This is a genomic window from Paraburkholderia sp. AV2, from assembly GCF_054968425.1.
Genome location: NZ_JBANLK010000011.1, coordinates 139972 through 156566, shown reverse-complemented (window position 1 = coordinate 156566; position 16595 = coordinate 139972). Strand labels below are relative to the sequence as shown.

General features: G+C 64.9%; 12 protein-coding genes. 6 read left to right on the top strand and 6 right to left on the bottom strand.

What is annotated here, in order from left to right:
• Window positions 1-425: 425 nt before the first annotated feature.
• Window positions 426-6338, top strand: coding sequence for an excinuclease ABC subunit UvrA (uvrA, locus tag V8683_RS11220; RefSeq protein WP_411191172.1), 5913 nt, complete (start codon window positions 426-428; stop codon window positions 6336-6338).
• A 309-nt stretch (window positions 6339-6647) separates the two neighbouring features.
• The gene (locus V8683_RS11215) at window positions 6648-6878 is read left to right on the top strand and encodes an H-NS family nucleoid-associated regulatory protein (RefSeq protein WP_411191171.1); all 231 of its coding nucleotides are present in this window, start codon (window positions 6648-6650) and stop codon (window positions 6876-6878) included.
• Window positions 6879-7371: 493 nt separating this feature from the next.
• Here the strand turns inward: V8683_RS11215 and pcaG are convergent, their stop codons facing one another.
• Together pcaG and pcaH are read right to left on the bottom strand one after the other, a co-directional pair.
• Window positions 7372-7959 (bottom strand): protocatechuate 3,4-dioxygenase subunit alpha, encoded by a 588-nt coding sequence (pcaG, locus tag V8683_RS11210; RefSeq protein WP_411191169.1) that lies wholly within the window; start codon window positions 7957-7959, stop codon window positions 7372-7374.
• 3 nt (window positions 7960-7962) lie between these two features.
• Window positions 7963-8667 (bottom strand): protocatechuate 3,4-dioxygenase subunit beta, encoded by a 705-nt coding sequence (gene pcaH / locus V8683_RS11205; RefSeq protein ID WP_411191168.1) that lies wholly within the window; start codon window positions 8665-8667, stop codon window positions 7963-7965.
• Between the two features lie 133 nt (window positions 8668-8800).
• On the opposite strand from pcaH, the gene pcaQ reads away from it, so the two are divergent.
• Window positions 8801-9838, top strand: a complete 1038-nt coding sequence (gene pcaQ / locus V8683_RS11200) for a pca operon transcription factor PcaQ (RefSeq protein WP_411191167.1) — start codon at window positions 8801-8803, stop codon at window positions 9836-9838.
• A gap of 16 nt (window positions 9839-9854) precedes the next feature.
• On the opposite strand, the gene V8683_RS11195 is transcribed toward pcaQ, so the two are convergent.
• On the bottom strand, window positions 9855-10523 hold the full coding sequence (locus V8683_RS11195) for a helix-turn-helix domain-containing protein (protein WP_411191166.1): 669 nt from the start codon (window positions 10521-10523) through the stop codon (window positions 9855-9857).
• Window positions 10524-10852: 329 nt separating this feature from the next.
• Here V8683_RS11195 and V8683_RS11190 point away from each other — a divergent pair, with 329 nt between their 5' ends.
• Entirely contained in the window at window positions 10853-11056 is a 204-nt protein-coding gene (locus V8683_RS11190; protein ID WP_411191165.1) for a DUF6900 domain-containing protein, read from the top strand.
• Window positions 11057-11451: 395 nt separating this feature from the next.
• Window positions 11452-12951, top strand: a complete 1500-nt coding sequence (gene amaB, locus V8683_RS11185) for an L-piperidine-6-carboxylate dehydrogenase (protein WP_411191164.1) — start codon at window positions 11452-11454, stop codon at window positions 12949-12951.
• A gap of 55 nt (window positions 12952-13006) precedes the next feature.
• Here the strand turns inward: amaB and V8683_RS11180 are convergent, their stop codons facing one another.
• From V8683_RS11180 to V8683_RS11170, 3 genes are all read right to left on the bottom strand, one after another.
• Window positions 13007-13516 carry a metal-dependent hydrolase gene (locus V8683_RS11180; RefSeq protein ID WP_411191163.1) on the bottom strand — a complete coding sequence of 170 codons (510 nt, stop codon included), beginning with the start codon at window positions 13514-13516 and terminating at the stop codon, window positions 13007-13009.
• 129 nt (window positions 13517-13645) lie between these two features.
• The gene (locus tag V8683_RS11175) at window positions 13646-14002 is read right to left on the bottom strand and encodes a sugar ABC transporter ATPase (RefSeq protein ID WP_411191162.1); all 357 of its coding nucleotides are present in this window, start codon (window positions 14000-14002) and stop codon (window positions 13646-13648) included.
• A gap of 246 nt (window positions 14003-14248) precedes the next feature.
• A complete protein-coding gene (locus V8683_RS11170) occupies window positions 14249-15415 on the bottom strand; it encodes a porin (RefSeq protein WP_411191161.1) in 1167 nt (388 codons plus the stop codon).
• A gap of 665 nt (window positions 15416-16080) precedes the next feature.
• Between V8683_RS11170 and V8683_RS11165 the strand changes: the two genes are divergently transcribed.
• Window positions 16081-16581 carry a hypothetical protein gene (locus tag V8683_RS11165; RefSeq protein WP_411192501.1) on the top strand — a complete coding sequence of 167 codons (501 nt, stop codon included), beginning with the start codon at window positions 16081-16083 and terminating at the stop codon, window positions 16579-16581.
• Window positions 16582-16595 lie beyond the last annotated feature (14 nt).

Here is a 16595-nt window from a genome sequence, read left to right as displayed (position 1 = left end):
GGGGGGGGGGGGGGGGGGGGGGGGGGGGGGGGGGGGGGGGGGGGGGGGGGGGGGGGCCCCCCCCCCCCCCCCCCCCCCCCCCCCCCCCCCCCCCCCCCCCCCCCCCCCCCCGGCGGGTCATACCCATCCGTCCCCCGCCTCCGGACGTATTCGTTCGTCCATCCGTTCCCCCCCGGCAGTCCGTCCCTTTGTTCCGGCCATTGAGCCGGCAGAACGCCGCCGCTTCGCCTGAAGGCTGTATAAATATACAGTGTGCTACTATCACGAGCGATGCTCCGAGGAGCCGCGCGAATAGCCGCGCGCGCCCGGCGAGCCGACCCGCCGCGCCCGTCCCGGGCTCGATTCATGGGTGCAAGGCCTGGTGTTCCAGGGCGTGCCAGAGCCGCTCTGGAAGTGAGCTAACCTTTTGATTTTGCGATAAAACCGTGTCGTCAAATAGCCTGATTCGCATCCGTGGTGCCCGTCAGCACAACCTGAAGAACCTCGACCTCGATCTGCACACCGGCCAAATGACCGTCGTGACGGGGCCCTCGGGGTCGGGCAAATCCAGTCTCGTCTTCGACACCCTCTACGCCGAGGGTCAGCGCCGCTACGTCGAGACCTTCAGTGCGTACGCGCGCCAGTTTCTCGACCGCATGGACCGGCCGCAGGTCGATCGCGTCGACGGCGTGCCGCCCGCCATCGCGATCGATCAGACCAATCCGGTGCGCAGCTCGCGCTCGACGGTCGGCACGATGACCGAGCTGAACGACCATCTGAAACTGCTCTACGCGCGCGCGGCCAACCTGTTCGACCGCGTCACGGCGCAGCCGGTGCGTCACGACACTCCCGAGACGATCTACGCGGAACTCAAGGCGCGCACGGCCGCCGGCGATCCGCGCCTCGCGATGACCTTCCCTGTCGAACTGCCCGACACGACCACCGACGAGGAGGTCACGCAATGGCTTTCCGCGAGCGGCTATACGCGCGTGCAGGCGCAGCGCGAGGTGAAGACGGCGGAGGGGACGCGCAAGGTGCTCGACGTGGTGGCCGACCGCTTCCGTTTGCAGAACGCGGAAAAGAGCCGGGTGATCGAGGCGATCGAGGCGTCGCTCAAGCGCGGGGGGGGCCGCGTGAACGTCTACGTGCTGGCGGACGGCGAAGCGGATGCGCAGGCACAGCCGCAGATCTGGCGCTTCTCGACCGGCCTGCATTGCCCGGACAGCGACCTGCGCTACGCCGACCCGCAGCCCGCGCTGTTCTCGTTCAACTCGGCCTATGGCGCTTGCGACGCATGCCGCGGCTTTGGCCGCGTGATCGGCGTGGATTGGGGCCTCGTGATTCCGGACGCACGCAAGACGCTGCGCGGCGGCGCGATCAAGCCGCTGCAGACCCCCGCCTGGAAGGAATGCCAGGACGACCTGATGCGCTACGCCGCCAAGGCGGACATTCCGCGCGATACGCCGTGGTCGGAACTCACGCAGGCGCAGCGCGACTGGGTGCTGAACGGCGCGCCCGACTGGCGCGGCAACTGGCAGTCGCAGTGGTACGGCGTGAAGCGCTTCTTCCAGTATCTGGAGTCCAAGGCGTACAAGATGCACATTCGCGTGCTGCTTTCGAAGTACCGCAGCTATACGCCCTGCGAGACTTGCGGCGGCGCGCGCCTGAAAACCGAGGCGCTGCTATGGCGTCTCGGCACGCAGCAGAACGCCGATGAAGTTCTCGCGCCCGCAGCGCGCTTCCTGCCGTACGGTGTGGAGTGGACGCGCGCGCAGCTCGAAGCGTTGCCCGGTCTCACGCTGCATGACGTGATGCTGCTGCCTATCGAGCGCATCCGCCGGTTCTTCGACAATCTTTCGCTCTCCTCCGCGTTGCTCGACGACGCGCTGAAACTGCTGCTCGCCGAGGTGCGCACGCGCCTGAAATATCTGTGCGACGTGGGGCTCGGCTATCTCACGCTGGACCGCCAGAGCCGCACGCTCTCGGGTGGCGAAGTGCAGCGGATCAACCTGACCACGGCGCTCGGCACCTCGCTGACGAAGACGCTGTTCGTGCTCGACGAGCCGAGCATCGGCCTGCATCCGCGCGACCTGAACCGTATCGTCGAGGCCATGCAGCGGCTGCGCGACGCCGGCAATACGCTCGTCGTGGTCGAGCACGATCCTTCGGTGATGCTCGCCGCCGACCGCCTGATCGACATGGGACCGGGGCCGGGCGAGCGCGGCGGCACGATCGTCTTCGACGGCACGCCCGACGCTATCCGCCGGGCCGGCACGCTGACCGGCGAGTACCTGGCCGGCCACCGCGCCGTTGCGGACGCGTCGCATTGGGCGCGGCGTCCCGTCGATGCGTCGACGCCGAGCCTCCTGCTCGAAGGCGCGAGCGAGCACAATCTGCGCGACGTGAGCGTGCAGATTCCGCTGCAGCGGCTCGTCGTCGTGACGGGCGTATCGGGCTCGGGCAAATCGACGCTCGTGCAGGACGTGCTGTATCCGGCGCTCGCGCGGCACCTCGGCAAGGCCACCGAATCGCCGGGGATCTATCGCAAGCTGGGCGGGGCGGAGCAAATCAGCGACGCCGTGTTTGTCGACCAGTCGCCGATCGGCAAGACCGCGCGTTCGAACCCGGCCAGCTACGTCGGCGCGTTCGACGAGATCCGCAAGCTGTTTGCGAAGGCCACGCTCGCGAAGCAACGCGGCTACACGGCGGGCATGTTCAGCTTCAACTCGGGCGAGGGGCGCTGCCCGACCTGCGGCGGCTCGGGCTTCGAGCACATCGAGATGCAATTCCTGAGCGACGTGTACCTGCGCTGCCCCGACTGCGAGGGCAGCCGCTATCGCGCAGAAGTGCTCGAAGTGAAGATCGAGCGCGCCGGGCGCCTGCTTTCGGTGGCCGACGTGCTCGATCTGACCGTGAGCGAAGCGGTGCACTGCTTCAGTGAGGATGCCGAAGTATTGCGCGTGCTGCAGCCTATCGTGGATGTCGGTCTGGAGTACGTGAAGCTCGGCCAGCCGGTGCCCACGCTCTCGGGTGGCGAGGCGCAGCGCCTCAAGCTGGCGGGCTATCTGGCCGAGACCGCGCAGGGGGGCGGCAAGAAGGTGCCTGCGGGCGGACGGCTCTTCATGTTCGACGAGCCTACCACCGGCCTGCACTTCGACGATATCGCCAAGCTGATGCGCGCATTCGGCAAGCTGCTGGCGGGCGGCCATTCGCTGCTCGTGATCGAGCACAATCTCGACGTGATCCGCGCGGCCGACTGGCTCATCGACCTCGGCCCGGAAGGCGGTGACGCCGGCGGCGAAGTCGTTTGCGTGGGTACGCCCGACGACGTGATCGCCTGCCCACGCTCGCATACGGGCGCGGCACTCGAACGCTACGAGGCGGCGCTCGGCAGCGGCGCCGGTGCGCTCGTCGCGGAAGAAGAGGGCGTGGCGCTGCAAACGGCGTTGCGGGCCGCGCAGTCGAGACGCGAGGTGCAGGGCGAGGACGTGGTGCGTATCGTGAACGCGCGCGAACACAATCTCAAGGCGCTCGACGTGGATATTCCCCACGGGCGCTTCAACGTGATCACCGGTGTTTCGGGGTCCGGAAAATCCACGCTCGCGTTCGACATTCTGTTCCACGAGGGGCAGCGCCGCTACCTCGAATCGCTGAATGCCTACGCGCGCTCGATCGTGCAGCCTGCCGGGCGCCCGGAAGTGGACGCCGTCTACGGCATTCCGCCTACGGTCGCGATCGAGCAGCGCCTCTCGCGCGGCGGGCGCAAGAGCACGGTGGCGACCACGTCCGAGGTCTGGCATTTCCTGCGGCTCCTTTACGTGAAGCTCGGCGTGCAGCATTGCGTGCATGACGGCACGCCCGTGACATCGCAAAGCGTGGACGCGATCGTGGCGCAACTGCTGCGCGAGCATCGCGGGCAGCATGTCGGCTTGCTCGCGCCGCTCGTCGTGAACCGCAAGGGCGTCTATACCGATCTCGCGAAATGGGCCAAGGCACGCGGCAACACGCATCTGCGCGTGGACGGCGAGTTCGTGCCGGTCGCGCCGTGGCCGAAGCTGGACCGCTTCCGCGAGCACACCATCGAACTGCCCGTGGGCGATCTCGTGATCGAGCCTGAAAACGAGGCGCAACTGCGCCAGTTGCTCGACACGACGCTCGAGGCGGGCAAGGGCATCGTGCATCTGCTCGCGCCGCTCGACGGACTCGAGCGGGCGATTGGCAACGGCGGATCGACGGCGCGTGTCGGTACCGTCAAGGTGCTCTCGACGCGGCGCGCGTGCCCCGTGTGCGGCACGAGCTATCCCGAACTCGATCCGCGCATGTTCTCGTACAACAGCAAGCATGGCTGGTGCGGCTCGTGCGTGGGAACGGGCCTCGCGCTCACGCGCGAACAGCGCGCGGCCTACGACGACACCATCGTGGCCGAAGATGGCCGCGGCCGCGAGCAGACGCTGCCTTCGGAAGAGCAGGAGCCGGAAGGCGTCGGCGAAACGCCCTGCCCGGATTGCGGCGGCACGCGTCTGAATCCGGTGGCGCGTGCGGTGACTTTCGACGAGCATGCCATCGTCGAGGTCGCGCAATGGACCGTCGCGGACACGCGCAAGTGGATCGACACGTTGCAGCTCGATGGCCGCGATGCCCAGATCGCGCGTGACGTGGTGAGCGAAATCAGGAGCCGTCTGCAGTTCCTCGAAGAGGTGGGTCTTGGCTATCTGAGCCTCGATCGCGCGGCGCCAAGTCTTTCGGGCGGCGAGGCGCAGCGTATCCGGCTGGCGGCGCAGCTCGGCAGCAATCTGCAGGGCGTGTGCTACGTGCTCGACGAACCGACCATCGGTCTGCATCCGCGCGACAACCAGATCCTGCTCGACGCGCTGCGCAGCCTGGGCGAGAAGGGCAATACGCTCGTCGTGGTCGAACACGACGAGGATACGATTCGCCGCGCCGACCACATCATCGACATCGGGCCGAGTGCCGGCAAGCGCGGCGGCCGCGTGGTCGCCCAGGGCAAGGTGGCCGACCTTGCCGCGCAGCCCGATTCGCTGACCGGCCGCTATCTCGCGTATCCGATCGTGCATCCGTTGCAGCCTCGCCGCGACGTGAAGCCCGCGCGTGCGGGACGCGAGGCCGTGCCCGCGCAATGGCTGACCGTGCACGGCGGCAACCTCCACAACCTGCGCAACGTCACGGCGCAGATTCCGCTTGGCCGGCTCGTGGCGGTCACGGGCGTGAGCGGTTCGGGTAAATCGACGCTCGCGCGCGACGTGCTGCTTTCCAACCTGCTCGACGCCGTGGGCCGTTCGGTGCTGTCTTCGCCGGCCGAGCGACGGGCGCGCAAGGCCGCGCAGGGAGAGGCGCCGACTGTTGCCAAGGCGGCTGCGGCGAAGCGTTCGAGCGTGCTCGCGCGCAGCGCGACGAAGCCGAAGCTCGACGTCGCGCATGCATGGCAAGGCTGCGACTCGATCACGGGCTGGGAGAGCATCGACCGCGTGCTCGAAGTCGATCAGACGCCGATCGGCAAGACGCCGCGTTCGTGCCCCGCCACGTATATCGGCGTGTGGGATGCCATCCGGCGTCTCTTTGCCGATACGCTCGAAGCGCGCGCACGCGGCTATAGCGCCTCGCGTTTCTCGTTCAACACGGGCGACGGCCGCTGTCCGGCGTGCGAAGGCCAGGGCGTGCGCACGATTGGCATGAGCTTCCTGCCGGACGTGAAGGTGCCTTGCGACGTCTGCCACGGCCAGCGTTTCAATTCGGAAACGCTCGCGGTGACGTGGCGCGGCCGGAACATCGGCGAGGTGCTGACGATGGAGATCGACGAGGCCGTCGAGTTCTTCGCGGCGATCACGAACATCGGGCATCCGCTGCAGTTGATGAAGGACGTGGGCCTCGGCTATCTCACGCTCGGACAGCCATCGCCGACGCTCTCCGGCGGCGAGGCGCAGCGCATCAAGCTCGTCACGGAACTGAGCAAGGTGCGCGACGACATCACCCGCCGCGGGCAGAAGGCGCCGCACACACTCTACGTGCTCGACGAGCCGACGGTCGGCCTGCACATGGCCGACGTCGCGCGGCTCATCCGGGTGCTGCATCGTCTTGCCGACGCGGGGCACAGCGTGGTCGTCATCGAGCACGATCTGGACGTGGTTGCCGAAGCCGACTGGATCATCGACCTCGGTCCCGAGGGCGGTGTGGGCGGCGGCACGATCGTCGCCGCCGCGGATCCCGAGGGACTCGTGAAAGTGCCGGCCAGTCACACGGGCGCGGCACTCGCACCGGTGCTCGCGCGTGCGCGTACGGAGGAAAACGGCGTGGAAGGGGAGACGGCGCGCGCAGACCGCCGCGCAGCGACTTCGCACTGAAGCGGGGCGCGGCGCGGGGCGGCACCTGCGCGGGCCGCGCCGTGCTGAAACCGCTTGATCTGTGCGGCGAGCGCACGGTATGATCGGTTCCGCTTGCAGCAAGCGGTCGCCCATCTGCGGCGTCCAGCTCTGGCGAGCGGAGCAGCGGACCAGCAGATCCCCTCCGATCCGGCCACGGGTGCGACACCCGCGGCACCTCATCAGTGCAGTAAGGCTTCGCAGCGCAGTCGCGAAGCCTTTGTCTTTTCAGGGCAGACGATTCGATTTCAGTCGGCGCCTGGCCCTTGACGAAGCGAGAGGAATTATCCGATGTTCGACCTCGATGGAGAGGCGCGCGAACGGCTCATCGTGTGGATTCGACGCCGCATGGAAGAGTACGGCATTACGCTCGAAGATCTTGAAACGTCTATTGCCGAAAGCGAAAAGCAGCCGAAGTATCGCGACGCCTATGGCAATACCTGGAATGGCGAGGGCGAGATGCCCTCCTGGCTTTTGCGTTACATGCATGCAGGGCAGGATATCGAGCATTTTCGCTGTTAATCGTACGAAGCCCGGGTGAAGCCGGTATGGCATCCCGTGGCGAGCGGCATTACAGGGATCACTCCCGTCGCTTGTCGGCCGCTTCGGCATTTTCTTCAGTGTCGGGTTTAAAGCGCGTGTTACGGGCGACGCTGTGGATTATTTGCGTGTCGCACAAATCTGTTTTGTTCTATTAGACCGGTAATGCACTCTCTAATGACGTAGTTTTTACGCCTGACCAATTGGACGCACGAGCCAGTTGCGCGACAATCGTCGCCATTTTCGGTCTGCTTCGGGCAAAGAGGCGGCAATGGCGATTCGGGTAGCGGGCCTGATTACGCCCGCCAGGCGGATTCGTTCGGCGGAGTCGCGGCTCCGCGCCAAAAAAAGAAGCCTGTTTGCGGCAGGCTTCGGAAGTACTACTCGGAGTTCCGCGATCAAATCGCTGGCAGGATCATAGGGCCCGTTCGTGAAAGGACCGTGAAAGTCCGACAGGTTTGCTGAACGATCCGCGTCAGAGGTCGAAGAACACCGTTTCGTCCGCGCCCTGCATGCGGATATCGAAGCGATAGATCACGCGGCCGTCCTGTTCGCTGCGCTTTGCGATCAGCGTTGCGCGCCGCGACTCGGGCACTGATGCGAGGACGGGATCGCTTGCGTTCGCCGCGGCTTCGTCGTCGAAGTAAATACGCGTGAACGCGTGGGTCAGCAGTCCGCGCATCGTGACGATGACGTCCAGATGCGGAGCCTCGTCTGCGTTGGCGCGACCGGGCTTGACGGTTCGCACGATGAAGCGCTTCTGGGCGTCGGTGCCGGTGCCGACGCGCGCGAAGCCGCGAAAGCCGCTCCGCGCGATATCTTCGCGCGTGGCCGGGTAGCCGCCGTCTCCGTCCACCTGCGAGAACTCCAGCATGGCGTCGTGGACCGCGTTGCCGTCGCCGTCGTACACGTTGCCGATCAGCGTGATGTGCTCGCCGCGCGTTTCCGGCGCGACGAGATCCGCGGTGAAGAGACTCTTCAAGTCGAAGTCGTATTGCTGCGGGCAGAGGCCGTAGGCGAAATACGGGCCGACGGTCTGCGAGGGCGTTTCCTTGTGTGCCATGGTTCAACGCTCCGTGGGGGTCTGATTGGGGCCGCGCAGCACGATGTCGAACTCGTAGCCGAGCGCATAGTTCTCTTCGGTGACGTCGAGCGTGAAGCGCGAGATCAGGCGGTCGCGCGCCTGCTCGGGCGTGCCCTGGAAGATCGGGTCGTAGGCCAGCAGCGGATCACCTGGAAAGTACATCTGCGTGACGAGGCGCGAGCCGAAGTAATCGCCGAACAGCGAGAAGTGAATGTGGTTCGGCCGCCACGCATTGGGATGATTGCCCCAGGGGTAGGCGCCCGGCTTGATCGTGAGGAAGCGGTAGCGGCCTTCGTTGTCGGTAAGGCAGCGGCCCGCGCCGAGGAAGTTCGGGTCGAGCGGCGCGTCGTGCTGGTCCTGCTTGTGGACATAGCGGCCGGCGGCGTTGGCCTGCCAGATTTCGACCAGGGTATTGCGCACGGGCTTGCCGCCGACGTCGAGTACACGTCCCGTCACGATGATGCGTTCGCCGAGCGGTTCGCCGTTGCGCGCCGCGTTACGGGTGAGATCGTGGTCGAGCGGGCCGAGATCTTCCGCGCCGTAGACGGGCGCGCGCTGATCGCGCAATTTTTCCTTTAGTGGAATTAGCGGTCGCGTCGGTCCGCGCTTGACCGACGAACGATATTCCGGATGGATGTACGCGGGGTGCGAATCGAAGTCGCGCGGCGACAGGATGGACTCGTCCATGGGTGTCTCCTCTGAGGATTATGGGGAAGCGGGCCGCACGCCGGGCAGATGATGCGTGCAGACGTCACGACTTTATCCAATCGGGAAAGTTATGCAAAATGATGTTTTCTCGCATCTCGTATAACGGATCGTTATGCAAACCCGGCTCGCGGACGCCCGCGTCAAGTTTCGGCACCTCCAGTGCTTTCTGGCGGTCGCCCAGTTCGGCAGCGTGCAGCAGGCGGCGGAGAGTCTCTCGATCACGCAGCCCGCGGTATCGAAGACCATTGCCGAGCTGGAGTCGGTGCTGGGCGTGCGGCTCTTCGAGCGCGGCCGGCACGGCGCCATCCCGACGCGCGAGGGGCAACTCTTCATGCCGCACGCGAGCGCGTGCGTGAGCGCGCTGCGCCACGGTGTGGAACTGCTCGCCCGCGATGAAGGCGCCGTGGCGGCGACGCTGGACGTGGGCGTGCTGCCGACCGTGGCCACCGATGTTTTGTCGGGTGCATTGCGGCGCTTCGCCGTGCAGTGGCCGCGCGTGAGCGTACGGCTTTCGACGGCGGCCAACGCGGAACTGCTCGAGCGCCTGAAATCCGGCGCGATCAGCTTTGCGATCGGCCGTCTCGCGGATCCCGAGCGCATGGTCGGCCTGAGCTTCGAACTGCTCTACAACGAGCCGCTCGCCGTCGTGGTGCGCGCGGAGCATCCGCTCGCGCAAGGCGGCGGTTTTCCCGCGCAGCTTGCGCAATATCCGCTCGTGCTGCCGCCGTTCGGCACGCTGATCCGCCAGGCGGCGGACAGTCTTCTGTCGGCCTGGGGCGCGCAGACCTTGCCGGCCTTCGTGGAAATGCTCTCGGTGTCGGTGGGCCGCTCGCTCGCGCTCGAGAACGACGCGGTCTGGTTTGTGCCCGCCGGTGCGGTCGAATACGACCTGCGGCAGGGCGCCCTCGTGCGTTTGCCGCTGCCGTCCGGAGGCGGCGAGGAGCCGGTCGGGCTGATCCTGCGCACGGATGCGCAGCCTTCGCCGGCCGGGCGTGCGTTGATCGAGGCGGTGAAGGGCGCCGCGCGCGAGCGCACGGCGCGGTCGGCGGATGAACAGGAGGGACGGCGCAGGCGAAGCAAACGTGGCGCGGCGAAGGCTGCGGCGCCGGGCGCTCGCTCGCCTGCTCGTCCGCCCGCGCGCCCGCGTTAACCGGCGACGTCGGTGCTCAGACGTCGGCGGGCTTGATCCGGCCGCGCGCCGCTTTTCTTGCCGGTGGCGCAATCTGTGCCGACGCGCCGGGGGCGGTGGCGCTGGTGGCCATCCAGAGCACTTCGGCGTCTTCCTGGCTCGTGGAGATGGCTGCGTGACCCGTACGGCTGTCGAAGTAGAGGCTGTCGCCGGCTTCGAGATGGGTGGGGGCGTACAGCTCCGAGTAGAGGCAGACGCTGCCGCTGATCACGTAGAGAAACTCCTCGCCCTCGTGGCGCCCCCAGTCGTCGAAGGCATCGAGCGAGTGCGCGGTGATGCGGATACGAAACGGCAGCATCACCTTGTGAGCCAGGTCCGTGGCGAGCAGTTCCATCTGATAGCCGCGATAGGCGTGCCGCTGCCCGGCGCCCCGCCGCGTCAGTGCCCGGCGGCCGCCTGCGTTGAGCTTCGGCACCGAGCCGAACAACTCGCCCAGGTCGATCTTGAGCCCGACGACGATCTTCTGGAGAACGTCGAAAGTGGGCGACATGTTGCCGTTTTCGATCTTCGAGAGTGTCGAGCGCGACACGCCGCACAGCCGGCTCGCGGTATCGAGCGTCAGGTCGTGTGCGAGGCGGGCGGCGCGTACGCGGCGGCCGAGGTCGGGGGCGGTCGATCCGGCGGGTGGGCTGAACGTGGTATCCATGGGGAGCGCATCGGAAACGCCAGGGCGGCGCATAGGTTTCCGATATTACCAAACCCGCGATGTCCGGAAACCTCGGCCGTTCGGCCGATGTCTCTGCCGGCGTGGTACATGAACGTACCCAACGATCAGTGCCGAGGCTTTTCAATAATTGACGATATTAATTAACAGTATTTAAACCTTTCCCGGGATTTCTCATTTATCTTCAGGAAGTTTCATCGGATTTCCATTTTTGAATAGTTCTTCGAACTGCGTCCGGACGCCGCGCTAGTGGCCGGCGTTATCACTATAAGATTTATACCGGATGATATAGATCAAATGGGGAGAGAATCATGAATGACGAACGCCTCGAATTGTTATTAGCCATATCGCGCAGGACGCTCGGCATCGACAGCTTCGAGTTGACAGGCAAGCAGACGCTGGACTTCCACGTCGTGAATGCCGAAGACCTTGGACGCGCACTGGAGTCGGCATACGACGCCGGGCTGCTCCTTGGGCACCGCATGGGCCGTGCGGAAAATGTTCGGCGCGTCTGATCGGCTTGAGCCGGTATTGAGAGTAATTTTTATTGCTGCGGTATAGCCTCTTTGGTTAGTTCGTTTGTCTAGAAACCTGATCGAATGTTTGCATATGTTTTCATATTGAATTACGTGCGAACAGGGGCTTTCGTCGATCGTTTCTTGCCGCCCGATTTTCGGTGCGGCGCTCCACTCCGCCATTCGCTTCAGAATTGCATCTCCGCCGGGAATTTCTGAAAGGAAACTTTCCGTCAAACCGTGCCTTGTCGGTGGTCTATCCAGCTTGCATTGGCCGTGATCCCTATGGCCTTGCGCGTGCGACTGGTGGGCGTCACCCGGCTTGTCGCCTCGTCGGCCCGCGTGTATAGTCGGCGAACCTGAATATGTTTCTTATCGGAAATTAAGGGCTCGCTATGGACGCATCACGAATTCTTGCCGATCTCGGCATTCTCGAACACGCTGGCGCAGGCGATATCGAAGTTCGGTCGCCCATTTCCGGGGCAGTGATCGGCAGGGTGGCAAGCCACGCGGCGGCCGACGTCGACGCGACGCTTGCTCGTGCGCACGGCGCTTTCCTCGCCTGGCGCGACGTCCCCGCGCCGCGCCGCGGCGAGCTGGTCCGGCTGCTCGGCGAGCGGTTGCGCAAGCACAAGCACGCGCTCGGCAGTCTCGTGTCGCTGGAGGCCGGCAAAATCCTCCAGGAGGGGCTTGGCGAGGTGCAGGAGATGATCGATATCTGCGATTTCGCAGTCGGTCTTTCCCGCCAGCTCTACGGCCTGACGATCGCCTCCGAGCGCCCGGGGCACCGCATGGCGGAGAGCTGGCATCCGGCCGGCGTGTGCGCGATCATTTCCGCCTTCAATTTTCCGGTCGCCGTGTGGTCGTGGAACGCAGCGCTCGCGCTCGTCTGCGGCGACGCCGTGATCTGGAAGCCTTCCGAGAAGACACCGCTCACGGCGCTCGCCGTGCAACGCCTGATGGACGACGTGTTGCGCGAATTCGGCGATGCGCCGGACGGTCTCGTTTCGCTCGTCGTCGGCGGTCGCGAAGTCGGGGCGCAACTGGTTGCCGATCCGCGCGCGGCCATTGTCAGCGCTACCGGCAGCACGGACATGGGGCGCGCCGTCGGGGTTGCCGTGGCGCAGCGTTTCGGCCGTGCCATCCTCGAGCTTGGCGGCAATAACGCAGGCATCGTGACGCCCAGCGCCGATCGCGAACTCGCGTTGCGCGCGATCCTGTTTTCGGCAGTGGGCACCGCGGGGCAGCGGTGCACCTCGCTGCGGCGTCTCTTCGTGCATGAGAGCGTCTATGACGACACGGTGAGCCGGCTCAAGCAGCTCTACGGCAAGGTTCCGATCGGAAACCCACTCGAGCCGCGTACGCTGATGGGACCCCTGATCGATCGCCAGGCGTTCGAGCGCATGCAGGACGCGCTGCAGCGGGCGCGGGCCGAAGGCGGCAAGGTGGCGGGCGGCGGCCGGGTGAGCGTGGCGGGCCTTGCGGAAGGCTATTACGTGGAGCCTGCGCTGGTCGAGATGCCGGCGCAGACCGATATCGTGCTTCAGGAAACCTTCGCGCCGATTCTCTACGTGATGAAGTATCGCGACTTCGACGAAGCCATTGCGGCCAACAATCGCGCATCGCACGGTCTGTCGTCGTGCGTGTTCACGACCGACCTGCGCGAAGCCGAGCGTTTCGTCTCGGCCTGCGGCAGCGATTGCGGAATCGCGAACGTGAATATCGGACCGAGCGGCGCCGAGATAGGTGGTGCGTTCGGCGGCGAGAAGGAAACCGGCGGCGGCCGCGAGTCGGGTTCCGATGCGTGGAAGGGCTATATGCGGCGCGCGACGAATACGGTCAATTATTCGTCGGCGCTGCCGCTGGCACAGGGCATCGATTTCAGGCTCGATTGACCCGCAGTTTCCTTCTGGAAAAACGGCGTCGCGTGAAAGCGCGGCGCCTCGACGCTTACGACACCAGCCTTCGCAGCGGGGCCGTCGGCCAGCCGTGCGGCCACCCATGCAGGGCGAAGAACCATGCTGCGACCCATGACGCGGCTACCACGATCAGATCGCACCGACCGCTCTTCCACCAGTTCAGGGAATGCCGCTGGATGACCCAGGGCACGCCGAGCGGATTGGGCCAGTCCGCGAGCAGATGGATCACGCCTCCGCAGGCAAAGCCGAACACCGGCGCAGCCGCGGGCAGATGGCCGAGCTTCTGCCAGGACCAGACGAGCAGCGCGATCCAGCCTATACCCCAGTGCGTCAGCGTGCGATGCGTGATCCAGAGCTGGCGCTTCTTGCGCCACCATGCGACCTCCAGCCAGTCCGGCGCGGAACCGCCTGCCGCGCCGGCAATGAAGGCAAGCGCCGCATAGAGATGCCAGGGCCCCTCCGCGTGCTGATGCGTGACCATGGCCGTGGCGATGACGCCGGCCGCCCAGCCGGTCGCGTGATGTGCAGGGCCTGATGCCATGAAGCGGAGTGTGCGAAGTCGAAAGGGCGCACATCTTCTCAGATGCGGCGCTGTTATGACAGGGGAATCGACGATCCACGCGGCAGCGCGCAAGCGCCCAGACGATCGCCGGGCCGGGGCGTGTGTGTCTCAGGTCGTGCAGCGCGCCACGTCGAAGCGCAACTCGGGTTCCGGCGGGTCGTCGGACGACGAGGCGCCGCGCGTCACGCTGATGACCGAGCCATATCCCGAAGGTGTGAGCATCACGAAGTACGATGCGTCCGAACCGGAGCCCACGCTCAGTTCGGTCGCGTTGCCGCTCGTCGATTCATGGACGCGCGGCAGCCGGTCCTCAAGGCAGCTTGCGATCGACTCGGGCGAACGCGCCGAGGAGGCGTAGATCATCTGCTCGCTGTTCGCGGCGGCGCCCGGGTGCGGCGTCGATCCGCAGCCGGCGATCAGGACGAGAGGCGAAGCGGCAAGCAGGCATCGAAGAAGGGGTTTCATGGGCGGCAGATCGATCGAATAGGCGGCGAATAGGCGGTGAGTAGGCAGCGGTGAGCGCGAACCAGTATAAGCACGCTGCGCGGTGCGGCACGTAAGAAGATGCAACAGGATGTGCGGCAGGCGGGAAGCCTGTGCGCCGGAAGCGGCATGCTCGAAAAAAAACGCACATGCGGTTGTGCCGCATGTGCGTTGCGTGAAGAGTGGGCAAGACGGCGGATCGCGCCGTCTGCCTGATCGCCGTGGCGATTAGAAGCGGTGACGCAGACCGACCGTTGCGGCGACCTGGTTGGCCGTCGACGACGGAGCCAGCGAGTTGATCGCTGCGACGTTCTGAACAGCGGCGCCCGTGGTGGGGTCGATGCCCAGGTAGCCCGAAGCATGCTGGTACACGCCAGCCAGGTACACGTCGGTACGCTTGCTGAGCGAGTAGTCCGTGCCCAGTACGACGGTTTGCCACTTCGGCGACTGCGTGCCGGCGCCGGTCACGGTGCCGTCGGTGAACGTGTACGAGCCCGTGAGCGCGAGAGCCGGGGTCAGGTGGTACGCGCCGTTGAGTTCGTAGTTGTCGAGGTGCAGGTTCAGACCGCCCATGCCGCCAGCGGAAACGCCGGCGCTCTGGAGGGTGCCAATGCCGTCGATCTGCGAATGCGTGTACACGAAGCCCACTTGTGCCGGGCCGTACGTGTAGTTCACGCCTGCGCCGTAGGTACGCTGCAGAACTGCCGCGATGTTCGTGTCGTTAGCAGCCGCCGCCGCGCCCGTCGAGTTGTTCAGGCTGCCCGAGTTGTTCAGTTGCGAGTAGCCGGCCGCGAAGTTCAGCGGGCCATTGCCGTACGAAGCGCCAACGCTCCATGCGCGGCCGTTCGCGAAGTTGCCTGCCTGGTTGCTGAAGCCGTACTGGCCGCCGAACTGGAAGCCCGAGTAGTTCGCGCTCTGGAACTTGACTGCGTTGTTGATCGAGAACGACTGATCAAGGTTGTCGTTGTCGAACGGGTGAGCGGCGAGGTTGTTGCCGTAGCCCTGGCCCGCTTCCGACAGCGGCGACAGGTAGTCGACGACGGAGTCATACTGACGGCCGAGAGTCACCGTGCCGTACTGGTCGCTCTTCAGGCCGACGTAGGCTTGGCGGTTGAACAGGCTGTTGCTGTTGTAGAGGCCGCCGTTGTTGATGTCGAAGCCGCTTTCCAACTTGAAGATCGCCTTCAGACCGCCACCGAGGTCTTCAGAGCCCTTCAGGCCGAAATAGGTGTACGAGAGGCCGCTGCTGCTTTGATTCCACGTGCTGTGGCCGCCAGCATTGTTGGCGTACAGGATACCTGCGTCGAGCGAACCATAAAGGGTGACGCTGCTTTGCGCGTGAGCGCTCATTGCAAATGCACCGAGAACGCCAGCGAGGATGAGGGTTTTTTTCATGCTTTCTAACTCCGAACAGTACTTGGGAATCACACGGCCGCGAAAGAAGCGGGCACGGCACGTGGTCTAACGATTCGGAGCAGAGTTTATTCTGGTAATCCCCAGCATTCGCGCCGACTCGCGCAACAATACTTTCTCAATATTGTAGGAATCGCATCAATGCGCGTAAGTCGCTGGGGATAAAGGGATTTTCTATTCGGGAATAAGTCGGGAAATTTCGTGTCAACAATTATTTTGTTGCGTGAGTGCCACGTTTCGGGACTTCTAATACGATTTGCATCACTGGATAACGGCACGATTTTCCCCGAGATTCAAGCCATTTTGCGAAATGAACTATTCCAGCTTATGCGCTCGAAGCCCCGACTGGCGGGCGGTAAAATAGTTCCGCCCCTTGACCAGGGGTGATCTTTTTTCATCTGTTTCAGGCGGCCTGTGGCCGCTTTTTTCTGCCTGTCGATATTGAACTATTTTTAGTTCAATTGAAAATGAAACAGATTGTTACGGCGGATCGCGAGACATTATTAATAGGCGATTAATCCAGCGCATGGCCTCGACTTCAATCGACCGGCCGGTGCTTTCTTGCGGGTAAAATCCAGCTCTGGCCCCTGGAGGGGCCTGCTGTGAAGAACCAGACCGAACCCGCCATGACCGATTCCTCGCCTGAAATGAGTTCCAACCCCCTTAACGACGACGTTATCGGCGACGCCGAAGTGTGCGAGCAACCGCGCCTGTGGCGCAAGGATGGCTGGACCGCGCGCGTGATCAAGAACGAGGACGACGACGGCTGGGCGGTCGAAATGATCAAGGCGGGAGAAGCGGAGCCGGCGCTGGTCGGGCCGTGGACCATGGGGCGCGACAAGAAGAATCCCAAGCCGCTTGACACGGCGGCGTTCAACACGCTCGTGAAGACGGCTTCGGAAGTGCTGCGCCGCCATGAGCAGCAGTTGCACGCCATGCTTCACAAGCGTGTGAGCATCTGCGTGGAAGAGGGCGAGGTGGATGTGACCCTCGAGATCGTGCCCGACGAATACGAGCCCTATGCGGTACTGACCGCGCTCGACGCCTTTGGCGAGCAACTGGCGCAGCGACGCGTCGCTGCCGGGTTCAAGCTCACGAAGTCGCGCGCCGAAGAGTGGGCCGAAGGCGGTTTCGACCGGATCGGCTAATGTCCGCTCCCTGC

Excerpts from the sequence above, each read along its gene's own strand:
- V8683_RS11195 (WP_411191166.1), bottom strand. The coding sequence starts at position 10,523 with ATGGATACCACGTTCAGCCCACCCGCCGGATCGACCGCCCCCGACCTC.
- pcaH (WP_411191168.1), bottom strand. The coding sequence starts at position 8,667 with ATGGACGAGTCCATCCTGTCGCCGCGCGACTTCGATTCGCACCCCGCG.
- amaB (WP_411191164.1), top strand. The coding sequence starts at position 11,452 with ATGGACGCATCACGAATTCTTGCCGATCTCGGCATTCTCGAACACGCT.
- V8683_RS11180 (WP_411191163.1), bottom strand. The coding sequence starts at position 13,516 with ATGGCATCAGGCCCTGCACATCACGCGACCGGCTGGGCGGCCGGCGTC.
- V8683_RS11165 (WP_411192501.1), top strand. The coding sequence starts at position 16,081 with ATGAGTTCCAACCCCCTTAACGACGACGTTATCGGCGACGCCGAAGTG.
- V8683_RS11175 (WP_411191162.1), bottom strand. The coding sequence starts at position 14,002 with ATGAAACCCCTTCTTCGATGCCTGCTTGCCGCTTCGCCTCTCGTCCTG.
- pcaG (WP_411191169.1), bottom strand. The coding sequence starts at position 7,959 with ATGGCACACAAGGAAACGCCCTCGCAGACCGTCGGCCCGTATTTCGCC.
- pcaQ (WP_411191167.1), top strand. The coding sequence starts at position 8,801 with ATGCAAACCCGGCTCGCGGACGCCCGCGTCAAGTTTCGGCACCTCCAG.
- V8683_RS11190 (WP_411191165.1), top strand. The coding sequence starts at position 10,853 with ATGAATGACGAACGCCTCGAATTGTTATTAGCCATATCGCGCAGGACG.
- V8683_RS11170 (WP_411191161.1), bottom strand. The coding sequence starts at position 15,415 with ATGAAAAAAACCCTCATCCTCGCTGGCGTTCTCGGTGCATTTGCAATG.
- V8683_RS11215 (WP_411191171.1), top strand. The coding sequence starts at position 6,648 with ATGTTCGACCTCGATGGAGAGGCGCGCGAACGGCTCATCGTGTGGATT.